This is a genomic window from Pectobacterium artocarpous (genome assembly GCF_046159765.1).
Lineage (GTDB): Bacteria > Pseudomonadota > Gammaproteobacteria > Enterobacterales > Enterobacteriaceae > Pectobacterium.
The window spans coordinates 1-4,893 of the sequence record NZ_JBJXVK010000047.1; the positions used below are offsets into that span (position 1 = coordinate 1).

Below are 4,893 nucleotides of genomic sequence, written 5' to 3' on the forward strand. Positions count from 1 at the left end.
ATGCACGAGCACTACCACCGTAGGTTTTAGCCAGAACGGTAGTGATTGCAGCGGTTAGCGTTGTTTTACCATGGTCAACGTGGCCGATAGTACCGACGTTAACGTGCGGTTTTGTACGTTCAAATTTTTCTTTAGACATCGATTGTCCCTCTAAGACACGGATAAATCGGTGGTATCACCACATCAACCAAGCGATAGCTTGCTGAATTTATTCACAGAAAGAAAATCAGGAGGAGGAAAAGGAAGTGGTGCTGATAGGCAGATTCGAACTGCCGACCTCACCCTTACCAAGGGTGCGCTCTACCAACTGAGCTATATCAGCACATCTTGGAGCGGGCAGTGGGAATCGAACCCACATCATCAGCTTGGAAGGCTGAGGTAATAGCCATTATACGATGCCCGCATCCTGGAACTCGGCTACCTAATTTTTCTGTTAATTTTGAAATTGGGGAATAAGAATTTAATTTATAGACCCCGCCTTCGTCGATCCGGCTCACTCTTACTACCGTATCGAATATCTTGTTACCAAGATTGAATTTGGTGGTGGGGGAAGGATTCGAACCTTCGAAGTCTGTGACGGCAGATTTACAGTCTGCTCCCTTTGGCCGCTCGGGAACCCCACCTGATTGTGTACTTGATGGTGCCGGCTACCGGAATCGAACTGGTGACCTACTGATTACAAGTCAGTTGCTCTACCTACTGAGCTAAGCCGGCCTCAAGTGCTGCGCATTCTAGGTAGACAGAACGCCCGATGCAACAAAAAAATTGCGTAAAATGCGCTATCGCTTAGATTTTATCCAAATTAAGCCATAAATCTAGAGTAGCAGTCAGAATTAGCGCAAAGAACCACCAGTTCTATCTAACAAAATGGTGGTTTAACCACCAACTTTCTTTCAATGTCTATTGCACCAATAATAGAGTTTTTGCCCTTTAAGGGAGCAGACTCCGAACTGACAGATACTATTTTGCTCGCTTTTCTAAGAAAATAGACTTGGAATACATTTTGCTAATTTAGAGACAACCCTCTGAAGAACGGTCAAAATACGATGAAAATAGTTCAATTCAATGCGGCAACCTTACCTGTCTATCGTGAAGAACTGGCCAATCTACTGATCGATGCCGTAGAAAAAGGCGCTTCTGTTGGATATCAATCACCTCTGCATCACACAGAAGCTATGGAATATTTTCATAGCTTACAAGCATCTGTCGCAAGTGGTGAACGCATACTATGGGTAGCACGCAACGAGGAAGGTATCGTCGGAAGTGTACAGCTAGAGTTATGTCAAAAACCAAACGGGAGAAACAGAGCTGAAATTCAAAAATTGTTAGTTCATAGCCGTGTACGGAGAGCGGGAATAGGCAAACAGCTCATTCAGTTACTGGAAAAGCACGCGCTTTTCCAACAAAGAGGGTTACTCTATTTAGATACCCAAGCTGGCTCCCCAGCAGAAGCGTTCTACCGTGCCTTGGGTTATCGCCATCTGGGAGAATTGCCTGATTATGCTTGCACACCCGATGGTTATTACCATCCAACGGCTATCTACTATAAACGCCTCTTTGCCGTGAATGGGTTAGGTAAAGCAATCACCAGCTAGCCTGTACCCGATGCGTAAACGTAGAAGCATCGGGTACAGAACCGATTTTCTCTTCTTCTTTCTATCCGCAAAGTGTTAACCTGCCCATTATCAAAAATTTATTACATAAGAAAAGGTGCCGCGATCATAGCGTTGGCTAATAGCCCGTTTTCTTCGCTGGCTGAGAGTCTCTTTTCTTACCTGTGACGCAGGCAGAACACGACTTATGAGCAATAGAGAGCAATCCTTGGCCACACCATATCTACAGTTTAATCGCAGCCAATGGGCCGCCTTGCGCGATTCCGTCCCGTTAACGCTGACAGAGGAAGAAATCGTTAAGCTCAAAGGGATTAACGAAGACCTTTCATTAGACGAGGTCGCAGAAATTTATCTGCCGCTATCCCGCCTGCTCAATTTTTATATCAGCTCTAATTTACGCCGTCAGGCCGTACTTGAGCAGTTCTTGGGAACGGATGGCCAAAAGATACCTTACATAATCGGTATTGCGGGTAGCGTCGCCGTGGGAAAAAGTACCACAGCCCGTGTGCTCCAGGCATTATTAAGCCGCTGGCCGGAACATCGCAGTGTAGAACTCATTACAACCGATGGATTTCTTCATCCCAATAAGGTGTTAAAAGAACGTGATTTGATGAAGAAAAAAGGCTTTCCGCAATCATACGATATGCATAGTCTGGTAAAATTCGTTTCTGATATAAAATCAGGGACACAAAAAGTCACAGCCCCAACGTATTCTCATCTAATCTACGATATCGTTCCTGATAACCATAAAGTGTTGGAGCAACCTGATATCTTAATATTAGAAGGTTTGAATGTTCTACAAAGTGGAATGGACTATCCACATGATCCACATAGAGTTTTCGTCTCTGACTTTGTAGATTTCTCTATCTATGTGGATGCACCTGAAAGACTGCTACAAACATGGTATATAAATCGTTTCTTGAAATTCAGGCAAGGCGCCTTCTCAAATCCAAACTCGTATTTTCATAATTATGCGAAACTGACGGAAGAAGAAGCTGTCGACATTGCTTCTCAACTATGGAAAGAAATTAACGGACTTAATCTAAAAGAAAATATTCTACCCACGCGGGAAAGAGCTAGCCTTATTATGACTAAAAGCGCTAATCATGCCGTTGAATGTGTTCGGCTAAGAAAGTGAAAAGAGAATAAATATATAAAAAAAGGGGATCTCCCCTTTTTTCATGCACCGCGTAGAGAAATCTCCCCACCAATATATGGTGTAACCAATCCGTCGTTTTCTAATAACAGTGCACCCTGGGGATCTATTCCTCGGTCGACCCCATATATTTCACGATTACCGATAATCAAACGGACCTGGCGATTAAAATAGTTATCCAACTTTTCCCACCTAGGAATGAATGGTTCAAGGCCTTGTAGTTCAAAGATAGCTAAAGCATTTCTTAATTCAGAAATAAGCGTCGAAGCGAGCATATTACGATTAATATCTATACCTGCTTCTTGTAAATTTATCCAGTCTTGACTAATTGTATCTGAAGCAGGTTTTCTCATCTGTAAATTAATGCCTGCTCCGATAACCAGATGAGCGGCATCCCCTGTTTTTCCGGTAAGCTCGACAAGAATACCTGCTAGTTTTCTATCCTTTAGATATAAATCATTAGGCCATTTGACTCGTACACCATCAGCTCCAAGCTTATGTAGTACTTCTGCCATTACGATACCGATAACCAAACTAACTCCAATAGCCGCAGCAGGTCCCTGCTCTAAACGCCAGTATAAGGACAAATACAAATTTGCACCAAAGGGCGAAAACCATTGCCTGCCCCGACGGCCACGCCCAGATTTCTGATATTCAGCAAGACATGCATCACCGGAAGATAAGGTGTCCAAGCGTTCTAAAATATACTGATTAGTAGAATCAACGACAGGTAAAACCGTTACTTCACCTTCTGGTAGATGCTCGAGGATAATCCCCTCATCTAATAATTGCATAGGTGCTGGTAAAGAGTAGCCCTTACCCGTCACAGTAAAAACATCAATTCCCCAATCACGTATTGTTTGAATATGTTTATTAATCGCAGCCCGACTCATTCCCATCATTTCACCCAGTAATTCACCGGAATAAAATTCACCATCAGATAGAATCTTAATTAATTTAAGGGGAACCGTAATGTCTTTCATGATAATACCTCGATGGCATTGACCTCTCCATATGCAGCAATAAAGCGAACCTCTGGCTCCAACTGTATAGAGAATTTTTCAGCGACTTGATTGCAGACGTAACGCGCTAATTCGATAATATCTGAACTTTTTGCATTATCTTTATTAATTAGGACTAATGCCTGTTTCTCGTGCACAGCCGCACCACCAAGCTGAAATCCTTTAAGCTTACACTGATCAATTAACCACCCAGCGGCCAATTTAACGCTGCCATCGGCTTGTAAATACTGTGGGGCATGCGGATACTCTCGCAAAATACATTCAGCATGCTGCTGTGTAATTATCGGGTTTTTGAAGAAGCTACCAGCATTACCTGTCACGGCAGGATCTGGAAGTTTGCTTCGACGCATATAGCACACGGAATCGAATATCTGCTGTGCCGTAACGGTTTCAGGGTTTAGTTTGACCAAATCACCGTAGTTAAGTATCGGGCTCCACTCTTTCTTTAAAAAGAACCCTACTGCGGTAATCGCAAATCCAGAGCGGTATCGGTGCTTAAATATGCTTTCACGGTAACCGAAATGACATTCCTCAGAGGTAAAACGCATGACTTTACCTTCAGCCAGATCTAACACGTCAACATAATCACAAACATGCTGTAATTCGATACCGTATGCACCAATATTCTGTATCGGCGCAGAGCCCACACATCCGGGAATTAATGCCAGATTTTCTAACCCTGCAATACCACACTTGAGCGTATATTCAACTAATTGATGCCAGTTCTCACCGGCTCCGACATGAATATACCAGCCGTCACTTTCTTCTCGGATATCTATACCCTTGAGCCGATTTAACAAAATGGTGCCTAAAAAATCCTCAAGAAAAAGGACATTACTCCCTTCTCCTAGCAACAAAACCGGCTCTTGTGATTCGCTGGCGACGCGCCATCCTTCAATCAATTTTTCCTGCGTATCCGCGACCTTAATATAAGATGCGGAAACAGATAATGAGAAAGAATTATAAGACTTCAATGAAATAACGCTCGACGCCATGATAGAAATACCTACTAATTCAGATATCACATAGTCTACCTGATCTACGCAAAGCAGCCATAAAATCAGCGACCAAAATCCTGTTGTTGCTGAACCCACTCTGCGTG

At 43.2% G+C, this 4,893-nt stretch carries 5 protein-coding genes and 4 tRNA genes; 2 read left to right on the top strand and 7 right to left on the bottom strand.

Going from position 1 to position 4,893, the window contains the following annotated elements; genetic code table 11:
• From ACKQAD_RS20050 to ACKQAD_RS20070, 5 genes are all read right to left on the bottom strand, one after another.
• The coding region (locus tag ACKQAD_RS20050) for a GTP-binding protein (RefSeq protein WP_072198062.1) at nucleotides 1-139 on the bottom strand (139 nt) is incomplete at its 3' end.
• Nucleotides 140-246: 107 nt separating this feature from the next.
• Nucleotides 247-322 (bottom strand) — tRNA-Thr (locus ACKQAD_RS20055).
• 6 nt (nucleotides 323-328) lie between these two features.
• A tRNA-Gly gene (locus ACKQAD_RS20060) sits at nucleotides 329-403 on the bottom strand.
• Nucleotides 404-538: 135 nt separating this feature from the next.
• Nucleotides 539-623: transfer RNA gene (locus tag ACKQAD_RS20065), tRNA-Tyr, on the bottom strand.
• 15 nt (nucleotides 624-638) lie between these two features.
• Nucleotides 639-714: transfer RNA gene (locus ACKQAD_RS20070), tRNA-Thr, on the bottom strand.
• A gap of 332 nt (nucleotides 715-1,046) precedes the next feature.
• On the opposite strand from ACKQAD_RS20070, the gene ACKQAD_RS20075 reads away from it, so the two are divergent.
• Nucleotides 1,047-1,595: a GNAT family N-acetyltransferase gene (locus ACKQAD_RS20075; protein ID WP_409161727.1), complete on the top strand. Its 549-nt coding sequence runs from the start codon at nucleotides 1,047-1,049 to the stop codon at nucleotides 1,593-1,595.
• Between the two features lie 205 nt (nucleotides 1,596-1,800).
• A complete protein-coding gene (coaA, locus tag ACKQAD_RS20080) occupies nucleotides 1,801-2,751 on the top strand; it encodes a type I pantothenate kinase (RefSeq protein WP_409161728.1) in 951 nt (316 codons plus the stop codon).
• A gap of 41 nt (nucleotides 2,752-2,792) precedes the next feature.
• On the opposite strand, the gene birA is transcribed toward coaA, so the two are convergent.
• Both birA and murB read right to left on the bottom strand, forming a co-directional pair.
• On the bottom strand, nucleotides 2,793-3,752 hold the full coding sequence (gene birA / locus ACKQAD_RS20085) for a bifunctional biotin--[acetyl-CoA-carboxylase] ligase/biotin operon repressor BirA (protein ID WP_409161729.1): 960 nt from the start codon (nucleotides 3,750-3,752) through the stop codon (nucleotides 2,793-2,795).
• Nucleotides 3,749-4,786 (bottom strand): UDP-N-acetylmuramate dehydrogenase, encoded by a 1,038-nt coding sequence (gene murB, locus ACKQAD_RS20090; protein ID WP_409161730.1) that lies wholly within the window; start codon nucleotides 4,784-4,786, stop codon nucleotides 3,749-3,751. The genes birA and murB overlap by 4 nt, the downstream gene beginning before the upstream one ends.
• Nucleotides 4,787-4,893 lie beyond the last annotated feature (107 nt).